The organism is Pseudomonadota bacterium, assembly GCA_026390555.1.
In the GTDB taxonomy this organism is placed as follows: Bacteria; Bdellovibrionota_C; UBA2361; order UBA2361; family OMII01; genus OMII01.
In genome coordinates this window covers 12,188-31,252 of record JAPLFS010000020.1, presented here as the reverse complement: position 1 = coordinate 31,252, position 19,065 = coordinate 12,188, and the positions used below count along the sequence as shown (strand labels likewise).

Here is a 19,065-nt window from a genome sequence, read left to right as displayed (position 1 = left end):
GAACCTTTATTTGATTAACCTCCCCCTTGAGTTTACCATGCTGCCTGTCGTTTAGAATAAGCTCAAACACCATGCTGTTTAAAGATATAGCCAAGATCTGCTCTTTACCACGAATTCTATTTGGAATTGCAGCCCTTGCTCTGCTTATCATATCGCTACCATCACTAGCGCAACAAACTCCGCAACCTGATGCTACTCCTCAGATCTCAGAACAGGACCGTGCCGGCCAACGTTTAGAGAGCCAGCTGCTTACCCGCGAAGCTACTTTACGACAGGCAGAGGATGATCTTCTAAAACAACTGAGCGCATCTCTTACATCTGGCGATCCAGCACAGAATTCAAAACCACCTGCCGCAGCTCCATTAGTTGGCGAGGTGTTTATAGCTGAAACCGTTGAGGTCAAGACCAATACAGCCTCCGCCTCTGTCTCACTTGAGGAGCGTCTTATTATTGGAACTGACAAAATTGGGGACCCAAAAGAAGCTGCCCCGAGTACAGTCAACATCCCTGTAAATAATGTTCAGGGGATAGATATTCCCCCCTCAATACAGCTCGAGTGCGCGAAATGTAGTCCACCAACAGTTCAAAAAACCTCTACTACATCTCACATTACTCAGCCCAAACAGAGAACTGCAAAAAAGGGTACTGCCAAACAGGGTACTGCCAAACAGGGTACTGCCAAGCAGAGCCCGACCAAACAGGGCGCGCGCACTCAGCCGCAGGTCGTTAAGCATTCTCCACCCATCACAAAACGCAAAAACGTCTCAGATGTGCTTGGTCATAGCGCCTCGGAGGACTTCACCTACAGTGGTAATGCCCCATCATGCTGTGAGGGAATAGATCATCCATATAGACCAACATCAGAACATGCTCGGGTTACAACCGCCAAAGTTCCGCTACGTGTCGGGCCAGGTCGCTCAGAAAGCATGCTCTTTATGATGCCGCGCGACTCAATCGTATCGATTGAGATGCGAAACGGTGAATGGTACAGAGTCATTACATCAACCGGAGTTAGGGGCTGGATTGCCGCTCAATCGTTGATCTTTGATTACCAGGTTCCCGCAAGCAGCAGCGTACGGGTGGGGGCTTTTAAGAGCGCCTACGAACCGACCGGCATAAAATTCTAGGCTCACTCGGCTCTTGCTGTTTAGGCAAGGACGGAGTCCGGTGATCGCTTGCAAACCAAATAGCTCGCCGTGTCTCAAGATCGCTTACCACAATGCGGTAGGTATGTCGTTTTTTTATCGAGATCTCGTCTATTTCGATTACTCTAGGTGCGCGCTTTCCAGCCTTCTTAAGCTGCTCCTTCATGTAATGCTTATCTAGCTCCTTAACTGTGTGCCAATCGAACATATGCTCCTTGGCGACATCCTGGATAGTTTGTACCCGACATTTTGCGCCGATCATGTAGCCAAATCGCTGAGTACAAAAAGGGGAGTCGAGCAGCCATTCAAGACCTTAGCGCCTCACTGCGCTACACTTGCAGCAATTAACCCGGCGCAACTCCACCTCAAGGTAAACTCTACAGTCTCCACAGGAGAGGTCACGGATCCTTCGGAAGCGGCGATCGTACTAGCCACTCTAAACCGTACCACAAGTCCCACATGCTGTTTTTTGAGCGTCAGTTAAGCCGGATGGCCAGCGCTTCTGGTCTCCAAACACTCCCTTCACCTCACGGCCGGGAGTAAAGCCAGGGAATCGGTAGGCGTCATAAAGGGTCTGCTTGCGCGGTGTTTTGCTCATCCCTACATCATCGCTACAAACTCTGGCGTGTCAACTAACCACTAACCGTCTGAAAAAAGGCAATTAGCACAAAATAGGTGCTATTACCCACTCGATTACGCGATGAGCCTAAAGAATTATTGCTTGTAGGGGGAGAGCAGTTACGAAAAAAAAGATAGGCCATCTCACTAGTGTCCCGCTTAGGTTTTCTATACCTGCCTTAATCTACTGAAACCATTACTTAATCGTTGGCTTCGCCGCGAGATCGATTTCAACTGAAACCCGGAAAATGACATCCTTCTTCCTATTGACACTAGGGAAGAGGGAACATCATGCACATTGGGAAAATGGTCTTCGCGCAGTTGATTGAATTTGTGCCAGTGCGCGAATTCAGGAAGTGCGTAAAACGCTATCAAGGGGAACGCCGCGTTAGGAAATTCAGCTGTTGGGATCAATTTCTCTGCATGGCTTTCGCGCAACTTACATTTCGCGAGAGCTTGCGCGATATCGAAGCGTGTCTTCGCACAAAAAGAAAGAAGCTCTATCACTTCGGCATTCGAGGACGTGTTGCTCGAAGCACACTTGCTCGCGCTAACGACCGACGTGATTGGAGGATCTATCAGGACTTTGCACTCGTGCTGATTCGAGAAGCGCGCACGCTATATTCACAAGACCCGTTCTCGGTCACACTTGAGAACGCCACCTATGCACTCGATTCTACCACCATCGACCTTTGCTTAGCCGTCTTCCCGTGGGCGACATTCCGCGCTACTAAGGTAGCAGTGAAACTTCACACCGTCTTGGACCTACGAGGCAATATCCCCTCGGTAATCGTGATTTCATGCGGAAATCTGCACGATGTAAACATCCTCGACCAGCTCCATTTCGAGGCGGGAGCTATCTACATTATGGACCGTGGCTACCTCGACTTCGCGCGCCTTTATCGCATCACAAAATCCTCTGCTTTCTTTGTAACGCGCTCGAAATCAAATACTCAATTTCGGCGCTTGCGCTCTCATAAAACGGATCGCTCAACGGGTGTGATCGCTGACCAGGCCGTGCGTCTCTCCGGTGTAACAACACAAGATGATTACCCGGACAATATTCGCCGCATCGTGTATCGGGATCTCACAACTGACAAGCGGCTCGTGTTCCTTACCAATAATTTTCTCCTGTCTGCAAAGACAATCGCTGACCTCTACAAAGCCAGATGGCAAATTGAATTGTTCTTCAAGTGGATCAAGCAGCACTTACGAATCAAGGCATTCTTTGGTACTTCAGAGAACGCTGTCCGTGCTCAGATCTGGATTGCTGTATCAGTTTACGTCCTGGTCGCTATTGTGAAAAAAAAGTTGGGCCTCGATCAGAGTCTCTATGCCATGCTACAGATCTTGAGTGTCTCGACCTTTGAGAAAACCCCCATTTTATCGATGTTTTCTGACCTAGATGACACGAACAACGGTGGCGATACGGATAACCAGTTGAATTTATTCTAGAGTAAGCGGGACACTAGTGAGGCCATCTTAATCTTTCTATTTCGAGAATGACTCAAAATACGAATCTAATTCGTCTGAAATTTCATTGATAAATGTGTCTATTGTCGATTTGTAATTTAAATCTCCTAAAATATCTCCGATGGTTGCGCTTGTGGCCAAGAGTTGATTTTTATCTTCGGCGTGATACGTAATGCGTAATCTACATCCAGATGTTTCGGAAAATGGCAGTTCTGAGAGATTTTCGATTTTAAGTTGATCGACGCAGTTTAAATTTGTTAGTAACTCCATGCGTTCGATATTTTTAGTAGTGGGAAATTGAACTGCAGGACGCAGGATGGAATTAAAGTTTGGATCTCTATCCAATAAGTGCTCCCTTATTAATTCAAATAAGCTCGTCTGTTTGAGTGATGCTATTCTCGCCGGAGTACTGCCACTCAGGCGAGTGCAGCATTCAAGTACTACGAATTCAGGTCCTGAGGGACCATTTCGTATAACACCTTCAATACCGATTGGGCCGGATACATCATATTTTATTGCTAAATTACCAAGGGCTTGGTGAATTTTAGGATCCCCCGGAAACAAACCTGTCACTTTGACTTTAGCATCAGGGTGCACCAGTTTAGTATTTGTCTTCTGGCGATAACATACAGGAAGTGGCCAAATATTTTGCCCGAGTCGTATCACCGCATAGGAGGCTTCGAAGCCACTTAGATATTCTACTGCGAGCAACGGCCAAAGACCCTGTTTATTCATCATTTGTATCTTATTTTCCAGTTCTGCTTTTGAACGAACAAGATGCTGTCCACAACCTCCAGTAAGAAATGTAGCTTTTAATACTATAGGAAAATTATCGATAAGCTCTATATCCGAGATTGATTGAATTACTGAGTGCTTTGGAATGTTAAATCCTTCACTTTTTAACACTTCGTAGGTAAGTGCTTTATTATTAAAAATACTCGCTCCTTTAGAACTCGGACCGATATATTTAATGGGGAATTTGATACTTAATCGTTGCGCCGATTCACAAGCACTGGCAATCGCTTCAATGCCGTTTAGAATGCTGGAGCGTCCAAAAGCTACCATTGCAGTTGGTTCCGATTCATTCGTTATCAAGCGTGCTATTTCCTCAGCGAGCAGTTGTGGACTCTTTGTGGTGTTGCTTAGTGCCTGACACTCTTCTAGATGATGCCAGCGAGTGGGAAGGCTATCGAAAGTTCGGGCAAGCATCGCTCCATACTTGCCACTGCCCAAGGTTATTAAAAGCATCTTATTAGCTCACTAATTTCAATTTTTCACTTTCAGAAATTCCCAAAATATCAACATAAGCTTTCAGATAACGCAATTCTGAAAGGTTTCTCGGCGAGTAGCGAAATGCGCCGAATTGGACAATAGGAGCGGGCTTTCTTGGTAAGCAGGCCGCTCTATACTGGCGCGATAACTGCTCCAGTTTTTGTGAACCATCCAAAACTTTTAGTTTTTCTAGAGATTTCCTATAGTATTGGGTCGCGCTTCGATTGCTTCCTTTTTCTAAAGTTATTTGTGGTACTTCTGGCAAAGTGCCGAGGCAGGCGGCAGCGAGGCAGTTTTTAATCATCCTGTAGCCAGTTCTTTCACCAAGTTCCATAACCTCTGACGCAATTGCGTCTGAGCCAATTTGGAAGCATTCAATTTTATAGACCGGACCTGTATCAACACCTTCGTCAATTTTATGCAATGTCATTCCAAAGGAGCGTTCACCATTTAAAATGGCATGAGATACAGTCGCCGAGCCGCGATACCAAGGAAGTTCCCCAAAGTGAAGATTTATAACTTTTTTAAATAACGCAATTTGCTGAGTTGTAAGAATACATGGGTAGCCAATCGAAACGGCAAGCGCCTCGTTATCTGACTGCTGATTAAAGTGATCTATTTGGTAGCAGGGGATGTCGCATGATTTAGCGATCGATCTAAGCTTCTCCACTGAGGGATCGGTTGAATTCTCATCACCCAGAATTAAACCATTAAGCGCGAAACGGGAATCATCGAGTATATACTGTGCCACTTTATAGGTTAGTGGTTTGTTACCTAAAAGAATGATTGGAATAGTCATAACGTTCCGTTATTTAAACTGCAGCACCAATGGTTAAATTTGGCAGATGAGAAATATCGTCTACAATGTGATGACATGGGATAGTCCGCAAAACATCCTCATCTATGCCGCCTGTTCGCACCAAAACATTTAGTGCGATACCGATAGCAGAAGCACTTTTTGCGTCACTGGGCCTGTCACCGACGGCGAGTGCTTCCTTGGGGGTTAGATTTAGGGCCCGCAAGGCAGAGAGGAAGTAAGAATCTTTGCCGGCCCATGGGGATGATAGACTACGTTTTGTAAGAATAGCCGAAAAAAAGTGTAGGATTCCTTCTTGCTTCAGATAGTTCGATATCTCTGATTCCTCCACATTACGAGCAGTAACTAATGCTAGTTTGATATTGTTATTCGTTAGATTTTGGAGGGCTATTTTAGCTTGCGGTAAAAGCCGCATTTTCGGAGTGGCTGCCTCGTCGAACATCTGCCAGAAGTAATTTTCAAAATTTGGGTAAATGGAATTATGAATGATTTCATCCATTCTACCCTTGGCTATGCAGCGAAGTATGTGGACTTCTTTTAGTTCAGGAAGATTGAGCACTCTTGATATGCGTTTGGCTTCTTCGACGACGTGATTTGTTTCGTAATGCACTAGTGTGCCATCTAAATCTATTAAGCCGGCTTTTAACTTCATAAATTAGGCTACCTTTTGGTTGTGTCGCAGTGTTCTTAGTGCTCGTATCTGCCGAAAGGGTCTTCACGCCCTTCAGATAAAACTTCTCCGATTCTTCTCAGACGCGCAGAAATCGAACCACTAATAACTTCGTAAGGTATTCCCAGTTCTTGCAGAACCTGAACGAATCGAAGGTGAATAGCCATGCGATATTGCTGCATTTCGATTGATAGAGAATTTTGAACATCTATATCGAATGGTGAAAATAGCAGCACCTTCGAATAGTCCATGCGAGTTAGCAGAGGGCTTTCATCAATTTGATGATCAAAATGTCTGGAGTAGCAGATAATATCTAAGAAGCTGCGATCGAGAATAACAAGCCTTTTTGAGGATTGTTCGGCCTCATGCTCCCTTTTTATCTGTTCCGCTATTATTTGCGTTTGAAATTCTGGCTTTCTCTCTATATCGGGATCTTGATCTAAAAGATCCCGTGCAACCTCGGGGATAATGTGGGCATCTGTCAAACCAGCTAATAATTCCACGATGGTTGTCTTACCTGAGTCGAGTGTCCCAGTAAAAAGAACCTTAAATTGAAAATTTAATCGCGAGGGAGTGGCTAGATCTGCACCGTTAGCATCAAATCTCGAATTTCGGTCAATCGAATTCTGCATAGCGTGCCTTATTTCAAACGTCGCTGCCTTTAGTCGCCTAAAATGTGGGGCCAACTACCAAATGATAGGAAATGGCCTTTTTCTGAGTAGCGTTGAGTGAATCGAGTCTAACTGCATGTCGTAAGCCAATCTGAAGAATAGCAAAATCAGGCATCATTTCTGCATTGAGATTTTTGAGCTGATCAAATGGAACGATGGTACGTGCAACAACATCCTCCGGAAGTGGCGCACTTAAATCTGCCTCGCCTGTGCCTACAAAAAGAGGAATAAATCCAATGCTAGGATAGGGCTTCCCTGTCGCTTTGTTAACGATTTCACATTCATTGCTAACTTCACGATATCCGAATGGAATTCTTTCTATAACTTTTACTCCACCCTCTTCATAACTCTCCCTATCAAGAGTTTGCTCAATCGTCTCCCCAGCTTCTCGGTGTCCGCCCAACAGTTCCAGGTATCCTCGAGTTGTTGTTACTAGAACGACACCACTTTCTACGATCAAAAGTCCAAATACTGCTGTAACAAGTTCGTCATTCGGAATCTTTCCTTCGAGCAATCGCCAATTAACAGTTTCTCCCCACTTACCTTGCGGCGCTACAGGAACATCGATTACGTGTGAAGACTGGCCATTATAACCAGTCGAAGTTTTGCCCAGATTTATCATAATTCTTTTCCTTTAACTCTATCGTTATTGCACTTTCTTAGTTTGCTGCTAATCGCGACTCAGATTGTTGCTGGTCATCAATTTTTTGTTGCTTTCCCCCTTCATAATATTCATAAAGAGCCCCAGCATTTTTTTGGACCTTTTCAAAAGCAGTCACATATAGATCAATGAGTGCTTTGTCATTTGGCCAAGAGTTAAATGTTGGGAGTGATAGCGACCGTTCTTGCACCAACTCAGCATTTTTAAGGGAGAATCGCTTAGCGATTTTTCTGCCTTTGTGGTTAGGGAACAGAGGATTTCGCTCCGATGAATATAGCGGTTGTGTCGCTAAAACCGGCGCCGAAGCCATCGATATCTCTAGTCCTTCAGCCTGCAAAGCTCGTAGAAACACTTCGATTGAAATTCCATGCAGCGCCTCAGGGTTATAAAGAGGTTTAAACCCGTACCATGCTCCCATATCGATATCTGTGCTTCTTGAAGGTATCGATAGAAACGAAAATTGTTTTAATTGCGATGAAAGATATTCAAGCGCCAAATGTCGCTGTCTCTTTCTCTCCGGGAAGTGTCTCAAGCTGTGCTTAGCTACCACGGCATTGAGAGGTGACATCCTAAACTTCTGACCATATCCGGTGACCCAATAAGATTGTCGAAGTGGATCTTTAATTTCATCCCGACTTCGATCTCTATAATGCCCTAAAAGCGTTGCTTGATCATGAACACTCTCAGAATTTGTGACGAGAATGCCTCCTTCTCCGGCGTAGATCATCTTTGCTGCTTGCAATGAGAACACGGCAACGTCACCAAATGTTCCAACAGGCTTACTTTTATAGCGACTGCCGTGTGCATGCGAGCAGTCTTCGATTACGTACAATTTATGTTTTCGCGCAATTTCCATGACGCGGTCCATATCAGCAGGATGACCCCACTGATGTACCACTGTGATTACGCGTGTCTTACCTGTAATCGCTTCTTCAATTCTATTTACATCAATGCACCGGGTATTAACGTCGATATCCACTAACACTACATTGGCGCGGAGTGTATAAGCGGGGCTTAGCGCCGCATGAAAAGTCAAAGCTGGCCCAACAACCTCGTCATCTTCTGTCACACCTAACGCAAAATATGCGGCGAATAATGCTGATGTGCCTGAATTGAAGGTAACGGCATATTTTCTATGCCCCTCTAGGAAGCAAAGAAATTGCTCTTCAAACTCACGAATGATACTTGAGCGGCCTTTGATACTAATGTCCCGTCTACGCTGCGAGCAAATTTCATCTAACTCTTCGGTTGTTGGTGGCGGTGGCCACACTTCGTGTGGAGAACGAGTATTGATGCATGGCGTTCCCCCAAACTGTGCTAGCTTATTTCTATTTTGATTATCTGTTTGCATATATTTCTTCTTGTTCTAAATTATGTTCGAGAAAAATCTGAATTGTTTTCTCTTTTGGTGCTTGGCGCGTGTACTTCGGGCTAAGAGCAGACATTTGGCTCTTAAAAATCTCGATTGCGAGTGCGTCGACCCCAGAACTTTCAATTGCAACATCACTGAGTGCTTGTCGCAGTTGTCTTGTGTATAAATCCTCGGTTTTATCGGTGTTTTCGACCTGTTCTAGTAACTCTCCAGATGCCGAGAAGCGAGAGAGATGGGATCGTGTAAAAACAATTGTACCGTTGCTTCCTTCAATAATTAGCTCTTCTTTCTTTGCTGGAGAGCTAACACTTAGGAGACAGCGAATGGCTGCTCCGGAATCAGTTACGCCGTGTACTATGCATGTATCGTCAGTGTCATAGGGCCAAGCGCGTTGTTTTCCTGACAAGGTTTTTAGAGATAGTCGCGGAATTACTCCGAGAAAGTTTTGCACCATCCAACAAGCATGCCAGCCAAGTCCAAACCAACACCCACCACCTTTGTGGGCGCTCCAATACCAAGAATTACGCTGATCATTTAAGCAAAAAGTGTAATCAAATAGGCGAACATTTCCAATCGATTCTAGCCAGTTTTTAGCAAGAGCATACGTCGGATGAAATATTCTCTGTTGTGCAACAATTACACGTCGTTGGAATTTCTTTGAGGCTAGCAAAAGACGATCTAGATCGTTTTTGCAAATTGCCAAAGGCTTTTCCTTTAATACATGAGCACCGGCCTGCAAGGCACGTTCCACTGTCGAGCAATGTATATCATTGGGCAAAGTGATTATCGCAAGATTGCAAGGTACTGTATCTAAAAGTTCATCTATAGCATTAAAAGCAAAATCCGCTCCGCATGAATTAAGTCTTTGCTGATCAATATCGCAAACAGCGATAGAGTCGATCGATCCCTCTTCTTTTAGGCGTTTGGCAGCGGCAAAGTGACATAGTCCTTGGTTCCCAAGTCCGATTATGGCGACGGACTGTTGGTTAGATTTTTCTGAAAATGTTTTTTGTTGATTTAACATTTTAATTCTTCTAGTTGTATACCCACTTTCCAATAGGTGTGTTAATAGTCGTGGCCCTTAGTAGGACATCTTGACGCGAGTGTAGATTTGCATGATTTTACTCGGAGGCTTTCCTGCCAAGGATTCAGAAGTGAAATCTTATAAACGATTCCATCATGGCTATTCAAAAAAAGCTGTATTATTCGACTTAGAATGGTAAGCAAGAGCCTTTAACAGGAGCGTCTTAGCGTTTTGACCAGATAGCGAATTTTCAAAGATTGAGCTGGCTCCCTTTTGGACTCTCTCAATTGACTCAGCATTTGCGGAATATACAGCTCCCGTAGCGGCTTCCATTAAAATTAGAGTATTATCAAAAAGAGAAAAACTATACATCAAAGGAATATTCGATACTGCTTTCTCTCTTGGTAAAATACGGAGCTCCAAACCTCTCCCTAAATTGAGATTCATCATGTATTCAATTTGATCTGCAATTACCTTAGAAGATCCAATGACTTGGTATAGAGCGTTCTCATGGACTACGAGGCGAACTTCCTCGGGCCCAACTAGCCTCATTGAAGAGTCAGTCACACGTGAAGCTAGGAGAGCCTGAGCTAAATCAAATCTTTGTTTTGCACCCATGGAAGCATTTACGTGATTTACTCCATGGCTACGCAAGATTTCATATCGATACTCCTCGGATTGTAATATTCCGCAGATTACAGAATTTTGAAATTCAAAAAAACAATCACTGGCAAGTAATCGTTTCCAAAAGTCTAGCTGAAGTTGGGTGACACCCTGTTTCGATTGCTGCCAAGGATCAAATTGCAACAAAAAAAGCTTTGTAAGCTCAATCAGTCGAACCCTTTCTTTTCCTTTAATCCTAAGCGCTAAACAATAATCAGTTATATATTCTAGATCAATTTTGATTTCACCCCGCTCGCGTTTCAGTATTCCTGACACGCTATATTTATGTGACATCAACTGCGAAAGGCGACTAGGACTATTAATTCCTCGTTCTTTCCGAATATCGCGGAGACGATTTCCGCAAGACCTTCTATCATCAAACGACAACACACCTTATTCTCGAGCTATTGTAAGTGATGTATTTCGCATCGAAGCAAGGAACTCGGATAGTGGAATGCAAGAATTAAGCAAGCTATTTTTCTGCCGAACAATTGAAGCAACTAGGGCCTGATTTTTCTCACGTTCAAAACCTGCCCATGAATTGTCAGAATTATATCGAACATAGATAAGTGACCGATCGTCAATCAATTGAAAGTCCTCATTCAAAGCCATGTGCAATTTATCATCCCTAACTGCTATATAGACCTTCTCACCACTAGGTTGATTATATAGTTGATACCCCCATTCGATCTCATAACGCAAATAAGGTGTAAGCACCTCTGGGACAATATGCACTCTCTTTAAATACATTCCGCTGCTCGCAGCCGTTTTTATATCTGCAAACCACTCAGTCCAACGCGGGTCTTCAAGTGTTGGTAAAGATTGACCCGAAAGATATTGAGGAAGCATTACGTCATCCCAGGGAACATTATAAGAGTCAAGCGTCTCTAGCCTAAACACTTCCCTATCTGCCTGCGACACGAGAGCAGAACACTCATCAGGAGAAATTTTTACTGGCCGGCTGATTAAAGTTTCGATCTGGACCATACTACCTCACTTCTCTAAATAGGGGGATGTTCAGCTAGCAAACATCCCCCCCCTTTTAACTATAGTTTTTCAGCAGCTTTCCTTATCAATTCAGGATTCAGCTTTATAGCAAACTCATGTTCATAAACCTTGACTTGGCCCCCACCTTCAAGAGCTGCCAGTTCACTACTGGTGAGCCTATTCCCTACAACGATAAGACTTCCATCATCACAGGTGAGAACTGCAGGGCACTGCCCTCCACTACAGCCCGTACTATCCGTAACAACATGACCAGGTGCAATTTCTTTAGCAAGAATTTCAAATTTCAAGACCATAGTCCTCCAATATTATTAAAGTCACAAGACGATAGTCACTTAATAAGACTATGTCAATCAATAATTTATGACCAACTATTTCCTACATTCACTATTATTATTAAATAGTTAAAGCAATATTCCGCTTACATCTCATAGTCACAAAAAAAGACTATGTAATTCCGATCAAGTCTGTTATAAAAATATCAAGTTTTTAACAAACGACAAGGGGGCTTATGAATCTATTGACGCTTTGGTTTGATTCTGAACAGAACTACTCGCTATCTAGAAGCGAATTCTACTATGCGCACTTAAACCAAAATAACAGATCTGTTCGAGGGAAAACTGCTGGGGCTTTAAAAGGTCACGGAGCAGCCCTGCGTCTTCTTTGGATTATGCAATCTGCAAAGACACCCTCTGGCTATTAGATATGTTCGGAATCGACAAGCAGGGAAGATCAAGAACAAAGCGGCTATTTTTGAGATCGAGCTCATCCCTGTATTGCTATACATCAATGTAGAAAATCGATTGGTGTTGGTTTGGAGATTTATAGTTTTTTATCGAGGAAATTAATATGAGTAAGTTTATTCTACATTTTATAGATGACGGTTCGGAAATCCAATTATCACGTACAGAATTCTCACATCCCATCAATTCTCATAAGCGTATCTCGATTCGAGGGAAGAATAGTGGAGCATTTTATGGTGTTGGCACTTTCGGATGGAGTCCAGGTGTGAAAGGCCTTTGCAAATTGCTTTGTAATGCAAAAATCCGTGCAATGCAAGAAACACGAGATGGGGAATACCAGCCACATCTTCAAGGGATGCATAGAAGTATGGCTAGCGCGTTAGATTCTGCCATCTACAAACAGTGCTCGTGGCTTGAAGAGATGTTTGGTACAGACTCTGAAGGTCGTCTACTCGTAGTTCGGTTGCTACGACGCTCTAATTCTTGTCTAAAACTAGGCGGACCGGTATCTCTCTCACTTAATTCTCATTTTATGGATCCTTTGACAATTTCTATATTTGTTAACGGAGTAGAAGCCGACGATGTAGTAAAGTTAAGCGACATGGCTCTTGCTATCGGAGGCGACGCTGAATATGCCGTGAGTAACATATATATACCGTGTGTAAATAATAAAGTGCATGAATTCGAAGCGCAAAATTATCATAAAATAGACATCTGAACTTAAATCTTAAAAACTCTTCATAAATACCTCAACTGCGGCATACTCGCGCACTGTGCCGCTAGGGTATATTGCGACGGCTGCAAGCACTCACTCCTCGTAGCTTTTTCCTGCAAGCGTCGCGGCGTATGTCCCTCCTGCGGAGCGAAGCGATCAGTAAAGTTCGCAGAGCACATCTACAGCGAGGTGCTAGAAGATATTTCGCATCGTCACACAGTCTTTACTATCCCAAAACGTCTCAGGGTGTTCTTTAAGTACGACCGCAAGCTTAACACCATCCTCTTTCGAGCAGTTTGGGGTGCGCTCTCTCAAGTGCTGGGTATCGACGAGCGTGAACTCGCCGCTATCTTTACCGTGCAGACAGCGGGCGAGGCGCTAAACTATCATCAGCACCTTCATGGACTCCTTGCCGATGGCTACTGGAGAGACGGCATATTTACCAGATTCCCAGAGATTAACCTCGAAGTGCTTACGTAGGCGATCATCGGACTCCGTCCTTACCTAAGCAGCAAGCACGATTTTATTTTGAGGCGCCGCCCCTGATTTTTGTCGTTGCACCAACTCAAGTGGGGATGGCATCGGGTCAGCCGCAAAATGCCCCTTCCAGTGAGAAAATCAACAGCCGCGGCGTAAGCTGCGACACATCCCGTATCGGATGAGTCTGAATACGCTGTAGCACGTCGACCAGATAGGTATACGGATTGATTCCATCTCGTTACGCCGACTCTCAGCGTACGGAAAGAGGATCTCGTCCTTGTCGTCGTAGATCGGCCAGAAGCGCCCCTTCCCTTGTGCATCTTGCCAGGCGATGACACCCCAACCTTCATCCAGGTGTCATCCATCGCTATTACAGAGCTCTCTAGCACCGACTTAGCCTGCGCCTGATACACAGGCTCTAACAGCATAATGGCGCGCATACTCTGGCTCGGTAACGTTACTCGACTGATAATAATCCCATCCACCCTCAACGTCTCAAACTGCCGGTTGAGGGGGATGTGGTACACGAACTTATCAACCAACATCTCGGCATAAAAGCTCACATCAGAGAAGCTACGGTCCACAACCATCGGGGGCATCGCTGCCGTATGTATCGCACCACCCTCCTTTATCTTTACAACTGGTAGGTAGATCAGCCCGTTAAACGATTTACGCATATCAACCGGCTCGCTGTATGCGTAGACCTTGCGCTCGCATGCTTGCAGAAACATAAGTTATCCGCGCACTCTGATCGTTACGCCACTCAAGAGCTCTAGCTTGACCGCCCAGACTGGGACGGTGGCGGGGGCAGCCTTCTTAACGGGGATAGCCGACAACTCGGTAAATGCCCCAACCCCCTTTGCTACCCTTAGATTGTGCGTTCTTCCCATGCAACCTTCGACGCCACCTGTAATAGTGGCTAACGCCCACTCCGGTCTGCGCGCAGTACTCGGTTACAGTGAGGTCGCTCGCCTTGCACTCCTCAATAATCCGGAGCCACTCCTCTGGACTACGCGCGCTCTTCTTATAAGTAGTTTCCATCTTATCCCCTCGGTCTTAATTCGCAGCCCTATGCTGCAATGCGTGGGGGTAGTCTTCGATATTCGTGCAGCTCAGTGCAAGGACGGACTCCGGTGATCGCTTACGTTGGTACTGAGAGCCTCAGTATACACCCGACCACGAAAAGTACGCGATGACCATCTATTATTTCTGGTGTAGGCTTGCTACCTACCTATACGAGATCAGACATGTCTTACAGATGCCGCCTGCAACTATTTCAGCCCATACAAATTGTGGCGGCACTTACTCTCCTGATTATTACCGTAACTCTCCAACTAATCTATCTGCCCTATGCCGAAGATGACGCCTACATCCATATGAGGATCGCCAGAAACCTCTGGCAAAATGGACGCCCGTACTACAATCCTCTGATAGCGGTAATGGGAAGCACCTCACCCCTCTGGATACTGTTACTAGCACCCCTCTCGCTATTGGGAGAGCTTATGCCATTAGCCGTATCGATCCTAAACAGTTTCATAATAACGGCTACCTGCATCACCTGGGCAACGATCTTTAGCTCTACAACAAAAACAACTGGATCGTTCTACTGGATCCTGGCTCTATTGGTGGCTTGGGGGGCAATGATCTCCGCCAGCCTCTCCCTAATGGAAACTCCACTTGCGTTACTGCTGGTCGGAATTGCGTACGTAGCGCTCTCTCGCAAAAACACATTATGGGCCATCCCAGTAACGCTTGCAGTCTTTACACGTCCAGAGTGCCTAGTCTTTGCGGTGCTATTTGCTATCCACCGATGGAGAGAGAAACGACCCGTATCGTTGCTTGAGATCACGGCGGGCGTTGTGCCGCTAGCCGCATTTATAGCCTTTGAGCTGCTACTATTTGGCTCTATCTATCCACATACAGCAGCGGCAAAAGCTATCGTGTATCAGATCACAACGGCCGAATTCGTAAAGCTCCTCTCTCTAGCAACCTTTGGTTCTAAGGTATCTGGCACAATCTTGCCATGTAGCGTAGCGCTTATCACATTCCTGCTATGCATTCTGCCATTTACTGTCTCCTCAGGCAAAAGCTTGCAAGCAAAGGGGACGCGCTATCCTGAAGCATGCATTTTTCTCCTAGCTAGCGGTATTATCTTGACCCTATACGGAGTGAAGCATGTCTTGGTTTTCTCCTGGTATACGCCCCTTATGATGCTTCCGTTTTACGGCGCAGCGCTGTGGCTTACGCTCTCGAAAAGCTGGCTCATCAGCTCTCTCGGCTACCTTGCGCTACTCCCCCTGACAGCTACAACCGCATTATTTGTCGCCGGAGCTTTCAGAATCGAATTCTCACCTCTATTTGAATCCGGTGCCCGTGCAAAGCACCTGCTGGCCATCGGCAGAGAGCTGCAACGCAGCTTCCCTGGCCGGCGTATAATGGCTCCAGAGATAGGGGCGCTCGGTTATACATACACCGGAGAGATTATAGACGGGCTTGGACTCGTTACCCCAGCAGCCCTCCCCTTCCACCCCTTAGCCGTGCCATTACAACGCCCAGCCGGCTATATTGGGGCCGTACCATCAAGATTCGCAGCTCAACAGGATCCCGATATTATACTAGGTTTAAGTAGCTTTTTAGGAGAGCTGCTAAGCTCAAATGTTGCTGAAAGGTATACCAGGATTATCCTTTCGCCGGTATCGATGGAGGACCTAGCGCTACTCTCATCCGGTAAGGTTTTTGGCTCAGATCATATCGAACTATTAATTAGAAAGGATCTGACACCACCATCAGAGATGCTCAATAAAATATAGCACCTATACTCAACATCTCCTGAGTGCTTTACGGAGCGATCTGAGTGTGCGAATCTTTAGCCATGACAACAGAGACTATTAGAACAAATATATTTTCAGGCTCCCCTCTTGAGCCACTACGTGGATACTCAAGAGCGGTACAGATAGATGACCGCCTTATTATCTCTGGGACAACTGCGATGAACTCCAAGGGTGAGGTAACGGCTCCTGGAGATCCATACGAACAGACTAAATATATCTTATCGGTCGTTAAAACCGTGCTTTCAAGCCGTTCTTTTCAGATAACGGAGGTTGTCCGCACGCGGCTCTTCGTTACGAACATCTCACGCTGGGATGATTATGCTCGCGCACATCGCGAAGTTTTTGGAAATGTCCGTCCAGCTAGCAGTATGGTGCAGGTCGTAAAGTTAGTCGACCCACGCCTAGTCGTTGAGATCGAGGTTGAAGCGATCCGCGGCGCATCTGAAGCCGAGAGCTTCTCAATTGATTACTAAACTACGTCGTAAACGAATGTAATCTCGGCCCGCACCTCTGGGTGCAGAGACCTGTGCACCGGACATGAGCGCCCAGCACGCTCAAGCTTTGCGCGTTGATCCTCTAGTAGTTGCGCCGGAAGATGAATCTTAAGCGGCATATCACCGATTCGACGGGGCTCCTGTTGCATGTGCTTATCAACCTGCATATGCATTCCATCTACGTTAATACCGCTGCGATCGGCTACGATTGCGATAGTTGTTAGCACACATGAGCCAAAAGCCGCTGCAACCAGGTCGGTTGGTGAGAAGCTTTGCCCCTCTCCGCCATTATCCACTGGGGCCTCGGTTACCAGAATAGAGCCTGATGGCTCATGCCGAAGCTCTATCTTTTTGGATCCTATATACCTACCAGTTATACCAACGCTCATTGTTTTTTCTCGCTATCAAGGGGGCCAGGCTCATAGATATCATCCCCCTCGCCCGCAAGGGAATCAAGTTCATCATCATCCTTACCATCGGTAAGAACTCCCTGACGGTGTTGATAGTAGGCACCCTGCATAAAGAGGTAGTAATCAACCGAGCCCTCTTTGGCGGCTTCCACGGCCTGCAGCAGTCCAGCTCTGGTATGAACTAACTTCAATCCAAGCGCCGATCCAGCAATCACTAACTTTGTTCCAGATGATAGAGAGGAGTAACCGACCCATCCGATCGGATCTAAAAACGCATCAACTATACGCCCCACCCCATCACGCACATTAGATGGGCCCAATATAGGTAGCATTAGATATGGACCCGCCGGAACCCCGTGGTACGCCAACGCTATTCCAAAATCTTCGTCGTGATCGGGAAGCCCCATATCTGTTGCAAAATCTATCATGCCGAAGATACCGATAGTTGTATTGATCAGAAATCTTCCGGTGTGATCGCGTGCCTGAACAAACTTGCCCTGTACTACGTCGCTAACCAGATACGAGGGATAGCGTAAGTTAAGAAAAAAGTTCCCAACGCCGGTCCTAACAACATCCGGAACATTATTTCGATACCCCTTGGCTACCGGCTCCAGCACATACTCATCCACCCCGTTATTGAATGAAAAAATGTCGCGATTAATATCCTCAATCGGATCGTACGGCTCCTCTGGTGCTGCAAATCCAGGGGTGCTGTTAAAGCAGAGAGCTAGTAGTGAGACCACTAGTATAGATATCGTTTCTTTCTTCATCGCTCTCCCAATCCTGTTTGCCGTTTGCTATATGCTATCAGCCCCTCACCCAGAATCTTAATAGCCCGCTCAGTATCGGTCCGATTAAGCACGAACGCAATTCGTATTGTGCTCTTCCCTGCCCCCTGCCGCATGTAAAACCCGGCCGCTGGGGCAACGAAGGTAGTAGCTCCCTCAAAGCAAAAGTCGGTCAACATAAAGGTTGCAAAGTCCTCTGCGTCAGCAACAGGCAACTCCGCAAGGAGATAAAAACCGCCCTGGGGCGTATTGGTAACAACGCCTGGAATCTGTGACAACGCACTAACCGCCACATCGCGCCGCGCGCAGTACTCTCTGTGCGCGCTACGGAGATACTCGGGAGAGATGGTATCGAGCATCTGTGCTGCCGCGATCTGATCTATACTGGGAGCCGCCAGCCTCGCCTGCGCGATATGAAACGCCGCCTGGCGTAGCTCCGCATGCCAGGTCATCAAACATCCGATGCGCGCGCCGCACAGGCTAAAGCGCTTCGAGAGGCTATCAATCACGATAATACGGGGGTCCTGTGGAGCCAATTCAAATATACAACGCGGCTTAACCCCATCGTAGACAAACTCACGGTATGTTTCATCGACTATCAGAAATAGGTCGCGTTCGCGAGCTACCTCAATCAACATCCTCAACTCATCATCGCTGCAGACCGTTCCCGTTGGATTATTTGGGTTGCACACCAGCACTGCGCGCGTGTACGGCGAGATATAGCGCTCAATCTCTTCGCGTGTAGGAATAGCGAACTTATCCTCAAGTGCACATGGCAGCGGAATAAGCCTGACCCCCGAGATGGCCGAAAATCCTATGTAATTTGCATAGGTTGGATCAAAGATTAGGATCTCATCCCCCGGATCACAACAGACCATAAATGCAAAAATAAGGGCCTCACTCGCCCCAACAGTTATTAGCATCTGCTCAGGCGTTATTCCGATCGCATAGTCGTGATTAAGGCTGCTGCACCAGGAGGTCAGTAGGTGTTGGCTGCCCTCAGATGCCTCGTAGGCGACCACCTTCTCTCGGTATTGAGCAACTCCTGCAAGGAATTCTACTGGAGACGGAACGTCCGGCTGGCCGATATTAAGCCGATAAACCTTCGTGCCCCTTAAAGCTGCCTGCTGTGCAATCCCAGCCAAGCGCCGAATCGGTGAAGGTGGTGTCTTACGGGCGCGGTGAGAGAGATGTGGGATTGTCATACTATACG

Annotated in this window: 23 protein-coding genes; 6 read left to right on the top strand and 17 right to left on the bottom strand. The window is 46.1% G+C overall.

The window, feature by feature from the left end:
- Positions 1 to 71 precede the first annotated feature (71 nt).
- Positions 72 to 1,127 carry an SH3 domain-containing protein gene (locus NTV65_01805; protein MCX6113936.1) on the top strand — a complete coding sequence of 352 codons (1,056 nt, stop codon included), beginning with the start codon at positions 72 to 74 and terminating at the stop codon, positions 1,125 to 1,127.
- Here NTV65_01805 and NTV65_01800 read toward each other — a convergent pair.
- Positions 1,090 to 1,407, bottom strand: coding sequence for a hypothetical protein (locus NTV65_01800; protein ID MCX6113935.1), 318 nt, complete (start codon positions 1,405 to 1,407; stop codon positions 1,090 to 1,092). The genes NTV65_01805 and NTV65_01800 overlap by 38 nt on opposite strands.
- Before the next feature lie 174 nt (positions 1,408 to 1,581).
- Complete coding sequence (locus NTV65_01795) at positions 1,582 to 1,743, bottom strand: hypothetical protein (GenBank protein MCX6113934.1); 162 nt, start codon at positions 1,741 to 1,743, stop codon at positions 1,582 to 1,584.
- A gap of 311 nt (positions 1,744 to 2,054) precedes the next feature.
- Between NTV65_01795 and NTV65_01790 the strand changes: the two genes are divergently transcribed.
- A complete protein-coding gene (locus NTV65_01790; GenBank protein ID MCX6113933.1) occupies positions 2,055 to 3,218 on the top strand; it encodes an IS4 family transposase in 1,164 nt (387 codons plus the stop codon).
- Between the two features lie 36 nt (positions 3,219 to 3,254).
- Here the strand turns inward: NTV65_01790 and NTV65_01785 are convergent, their stop codons facing one another.
- The 10 genes from NTV65_01785 to NTV65_01740 all read right to left on the bottom strand — a co-directional run bounded on the left by NTV65_01785 (position 3,255) and on the right by NTV65_01740 (position 11,687).
- Complete coding sequence (locus NTV65_01785; GenBank protein MCX6113932.1) at positions 3,255 to 4,484, bottom strand: ATP-grasp domain-containing protein; 1,230 nt, start codon at positions 4,482 to 4,484, stop codon at positions 3,255 to 3,257.
- A gap of 4 nt (positions 4,485 to 4,488) precedes the next feature.
- Positions 4,489 to 5,307 carry a formyltransferase family protein gene (locus tag NTV65_01780; protein ID MCX6113931.1) on the bottom strand — a complete coding sequence of 273 codons (819 nt, stop codon included), beginning with the start codon at positions 5,305 to 5,307 and terminating at the stop codon, positions 4,489 to 4,491.
- 13 nt (positions 5,308 to 5,320) lie between these two features.
- Positions 5,321 to 5,977 carry an HAD hydrolase-like protein gene (locus NTV65_01775; protein ID MCX6113930.1) on the bottom strand — a complete coding sequence of 219 codons (657 nt, stop codon included), beginning with the start codon at positions 5,975 to 5,977 and terminating at the stop codon, positions 5,321 to 5,323.
- A gap of 35 nt (positions 5,978 to 6,012) precedes the next feature.
- Positions 6,013 to 6,627, bottom strand: coding sequence for an ATP-binding protein (locus NTV65_01770; GenBank protein MCX6113929.1), 615 nt, complete (start codon positions 6,625 to 6,627; stop codon positions 6,013 to 6,015).
- 37 nt (positions 6,628 to 6,664) lie between these two features.
- A complete protein-coding gene (locus NTV65_01765) occupies positions 6,665 to 7,288 on the bottom strand; it encodes an NUDIX domain-containing protein (GenBank protein MCX6113928.1) in 624 nt (207 codons plus the stop codon).
- Between the two features lie 37 nt (positions 7,289 to 7,325).
- Positions 7,326 to 8,678 (bottom strand): DegT/DnrJ/EryC1/StrS family aminotransferase, encoded by a 1,353-nt coding sequence (locus NTV65_01760; GenBank protein MCX6113927.1) that lies wholly within the window; start codon positions 8,676 to 8,678, stop codon positions 7,326 to 7,328.
- Complete coding sequence (locus NTV65_01755) at positions 8,665 to 9,723, bottom strand: Gfo/Idh/MocA family oxidoreductase (protein MCX6113926.1); 1,059 nt, start codon at positions 9,721 to 9,723, stop codon at positions 8,665 to 8,667. The genes NTV65_01760 and NTV65_01755 overlap by 14 nt, the downstream gene beginning before the upstream one ends.
- Positions 9,724 to 9,882: 159 nt before the next feature.
- Positions 9,883 to 10,662, bottom strand: coding sequence for a Scr1 family TA system antitoxin-like transcriptional regulator (locus tag NTV65_01750; protein ID MCX6113925.1), 780 nt, complete (start codon positions 10,660 to 10,662; stop codon positions 9,883 to 9,885).
- Between the two features lie 117 nt (positions 10,663 to 10,779).
- The gene (locus NTV65_01745; GenBank protein ID MCX6113924.1) at positions 10,780 to 11,373 is read right to left on the bottom strand and encodes a hypothetical protein; all 594 of its coding nucleotides are present in this window, start codon (positions 11,371 to 11,373) and stop codon (positions 10,780 to 10,782) included.
- Between the two features lie 59 nt (positions 11,374 to 11,432).
- The gene (locus NTV65_01740) at positions 11,433 to 11,687 is read right to left on the bottom strand and encodes a hypothetical protein (GenBank protein MCX6113923.1); all 255 of its coding nucleotides are present in this window, start codon (positions 11,685 to 11,687) and stop codon (positions 11,433 to 11,435) included.
- Between the two features lie 553 nt (positions 11,688 to 12,240).
- Between NTV65_01740 and NTV65_01735 the strand changes: the two genes are divergently transcribed.
- Positions 12,241 to 12,852, top strand: coding sequence for a hypothetical protein (locus NTV65_01735; GenBank protein MCX6113922.1), 612 nt, complete (start codon positions 12,241 to 12,243; stop codon positions 12,850 to 12,852).
- Between the two features lie 6 nt (positions 12,853 to 12,858).
- Positions 12,859 to 13,329 carry a transposase zinc-binding domain-containing protein gene (locus NTV65_01730; GenBank protein MCX6113921.1) on the top strand — a complete coding sequence of 157 codons (471 nt, stop codon included), beginning with the start codon at positions 12,859 to 12,861 and terminating at the stop codon, positions 13,327 to 13,329.
- Positions 13,330 to 13,349: 20 nt separating this feature from the next.
- On the opposite strand, the gene NTV65_01725 is transcribed toward NTV65_01730, so the two are convergent.
- Positions 13,350 to 14,060, bottom strand: a complete 711-nt coding sequence (locus tag NTV65_01725) for a transposase (protein ID MCX6113920.1) — start codon at positions 14,058 to 14,060, stop codon at positions 13,350 to 13,352.
- Between the two features lie 85 nt (positions 14,061 to 14,145).
- On the bottom strand, positions 14,146 to 14,370 hold the full coding sequence (locus NTV65_01720) for a transposase (GenBank protein ID MCX6113919.1): 225 nt from the start codon (positions 14,368 to 14,370) through the stop codon (positions 14,146 to 14,148).
- Positions 14,371 to 14,576: 206 nt separating this feature from the next.
- On the opposite strand from NTV65_01720, the gene NTV65_01715 reads away from it, so the two are divergent.
- Together NTV65_01715 and NTV65_01710 are read left to right on the top strand one after the other, a co-directional pair.
- Positions 14,577 to 16,139, top strand: coding sequence for a hypothetical protein (locus NTV65_01715; GenBank protein MCX6113918.1), 1,563 nt, complete (start codon positions 14,577 to 14,579; stop codon positions 16,137 to 16,139).
- A 62-nt stretch (positions 16,140 to 16,201) separates the two neighbouring features.
- Positions 16,202 to 16,633 carry a RidA family protein gene (locus NTV65_01710; protein MCX6113917.1) on the top strand — a complete coding sequence of 144 codons (432 nt, stop codon included), beginning with the start codon at positions 16,202 to 16,204 and terminating at the stop codon, positions 16,631 to 16,633.
- Here the strand turns inward: NTV65_01710 and NTV65_01705 are convergent.
- From NTV65_01705 to NTV65_01695, 3 genes are read right to left on the bottom strand one after another with little or no spacing between them, the layout of a single operon-like run.
- Positions 16,630 to 17,043, bottom strand: coding sequence for an OsmC family protein (locus tag NTV65_01705; GenBank protein MCX6113916.1), 414 nt, complete (start codon positions 17,041 to 17,043; stop codon positions 16,630 to 16,632). The genes NTV65_01710 and NTV65_01705 overlap by 4 nt on opposite strands.
- A complete protein-coding gene (locus tag NTV65_01700) occupies positions 17,040 to 17,834 on the bottom strand; it encodes a VacJ family lipoprotein (protein MCX6113915.1) in 795 nt (264 codons plus the stop codon). Before NTV65_01700 ends, NTV65_01705 begins: the two co-directional genes overlap by 4 nt.
- A complete protein-coding gene (locus tag NTV65_01695) occupies positions 17,831 to 19,057 on the bottom strand; it encodes a pyridoxal phosphate-dependent aminotransferase (protein ID MCX6113914.1) in 1,227 nt (408 codons plus the stop codon). Before NTV65_01695 ends, NTV65_01700 begins: the two co-directional genes overlap by 4 nt.
- Between the last annotated feature and the right edge of the window lie 8 nt (positions 19,058 to 19,065).

What these genes read in the sequence shown, in the direction of transcription:
- NTV65_01805 (MCX6113936.1), top strand. Translation starts at nt 72, where the DNA reads ATGCTGTTTAAAGATATAGCCAAGATCTGCTCTTTACCACGAATTCTA.
- NTV65_01800 (MCX6113935.1), bottom strand. Translation starts at nt 1,407, where the DNA reads ATGATCGGCGCAAAATGTCGGGTACAAACTATCCAGGATGTCGCCAAG.
- NTV65_01795 (MCX6113934.1), bottom strand. Translation starts at nt 1,743, where the DNA reads ATGAGCAAAACACCGCGCAAGCAGACCCTTTATGACGCCTACCGATTC.
- NTV65_01790 (MCX6113933.1), top strand. Translation starts at nt 2,055, where the DNA reads ATGCACATTGGGAAAATGGTCTTCGCGCAGTTGATTGAATTTGTGCCA.
- NTV65_01785 (MCX6113932.1), bottom strand. Translation starts at nt 4,484, where the DNA reads ATGCTTTTAATAACCTTGGGCAGTGGCAAGTATGGAGCGATGCTTGCC.
- NTV65_01780 (MCX6113931.1), bottom strand. Translation starts at nt 5,307, where the DNA reads ATGACTATTCCAATCATTCTTTTAGGTAACAAACCACTAACCTATAAA.
- NTV65_01775 (MCX6113930.1), bottom strand. Translation starts at nt 5,977, where the DNA reads ATGAAGTTAAAAGCCGGCTTAATAGATTTAGATGGCACACTAGTGCAT.
- NTV65_01770 (MCX6113929.1), bottom strand. Translation starts at nt 6,627, where the DNA reads ATGCAGAATTCGATTGACCGAAATTCGAGATTTGATGCTAACGGTGCA.
- NTV65_01765 (MCX6113928.1), bottom strand. Translation starts at nt 7,288, where the DNA reads ATGATAAATCTGGGCAAAACTTCGACTGGTTATAATGGCCAGTCTTCA.
- NTV65_01760 (MCX6113927.1), bottom strand. Translation starts at nt 8,678, where the DNA reads ATGCAAACAGATAATCAAAATAGAAATAAGCTAGCACAGTTTGGGGGA.
- NTV65_01755 (MCX6113926.1), bottom strand. Translation starts at nt 9,723, where the DNA reads ATGTTAAATCAACAAAAAACATTTTCAGAAAAATCTAACCAACAGTCC.
- NTV65_01745 (MCX6113924.1), bottom strand. Translation starts at nt 11,373, where the DNA reads ATGGTCCAGATCGAAACTTTAATCAGCCGGCCAGTAAAAATTTCTCCT.
- NTV65_01740 (MCX6113923.1), bottom strand. Translation starts at nt 11,687, where the DNA reads ATGGTCTTGAAATTTGAAATTCTTGCTAAAGAAATTGCACCTGGTCAT.
- NTV65_01735 (MCX6113922.1), top strand. Translation starts at nt 12,241, where the DNA reads ATGAGTAAGTTTATTCTACATTTTATAGATGACGGTTCGGAAATCCAA.
- NTV65_01725 (MCX6113920.1), bottom strand. Translation starts at nt 14,060, where the DNA reads ATGTTTCTGCAAGCATGCGAGCGCAAGGTCTACGCATACAGCGAGCCG.
- NTV65_01720 (MCX6113919.1), bottom strand. Translation starts at nt 14,370, where the DNA reads ATGGAAACTACTTATAAGAAGAGCGCGCGTAGTCCAGAGGAGTGGCTC.
- NTV65_01715 (MCX6113918.1), top strand. Translation starts at nt 14,577, where the DNA reads ATGTCTTACAGATGCCGCCTGCAACTATTTCAGCCCATACAAATTGTG.
- NTV65_01710 (MCX6113917.1), top strand. Translation starts at nt 16,202, where the DNA reads ATGACAACAGAGACTATTAGAACAAATATATTTTCAGGCTCCCCTCTT.
- NTV65_01705 (MCX6113916.1), bottom strand. Translation starts at nt 17,043, where the DNA reads ATGAGCGTTGGTATAACTGGTAGGTATATAGGATCCAAAAAGATAGAG.
- NTV65_01700 (MCX6113915.1), bottom strand. Translation starts at nt 17,834, where the DNA reads ATGAAGAAAGAAACGATATCTATACTAGTGGTCTCACTACTAGCTCTC.
- NTV65_01695 (MCX6113914.1), bottom strand. Translation starts at nt 19,057, where the DNA reads ATGACAATCCCACATCTCTCTCACCGCGCCCGTAAGACACCACCTTCA.